Here is a 580-nt window from a genome sequence, read left to right as displayed (position 1 = left end):
ATGTTAGTACCAAATATTTATCGACAACAAAGCCTGTAACGGGATCCACACCATCCACCCCTGAAAAAACGACGACGAAATATGTAAATGTAAGTTCTGGGACGCTCAATATGCGAAAAAGTGGAACGGAAACTGCTAGCATAGTAGCGAAGCTGTCGAAAGGTACGCAGGTAACGGTGTATTCGGAATCTAAAGGTTGGGCGAAAATCAAAGTTAATGGAAAAGAAGGACATGTTAGTACCAAATATTTATCGACAACAAAGCCTGTAATGGGATCCACACCATCCACCCCTGAAAAAACGACGACGAAATATGTAAATGTAAGTTCAGGGACGCTCAATATGCGGAAAAGTGGGACGGAAAGTGCCAGCATAGTCGCGAAGCTATCGAGAGGCACGCAGGTAACGGTGTATTCAGAATCCAACGGTTGGGCAAAAATCAAAGCGGATGGAAAAGACGGGTATGTCAGTACCAAATATTTATCGACAACAAGGCCAGAAACGGAATCCACACCATCCATACCTGAAAAAACGACGACGAAATATGTAAATGTAAGTTCAGGGACGCTCAATATGCGGAA

General features: G+C 43.4%; 1 protein-coding gene. It reads left to right on the top strand.

What is annotated here, in order from left to right:
- Nucleotides 1-580: SH3 domain-containing protein (locus AKG34_RS28105; RefSeq protein ID WP_161804958.1), on the top strand; the 580-nt coding region annotated here is incomplete at both ends.

Origin of the sequence: Peribacillus butanolivorans (genome assembly GCF_001273755.1) — a bacterium.
GTDB lineage: Bacteria > Bacillota > Bacilli > Bacillales > DSM-1321 > Peribacillus > Peribacillus butanolivorans.
Note: the sequence above shows the minus strand (reverse complement) of the source record. Positions and strands in the feature narration are given on the sequence as shown.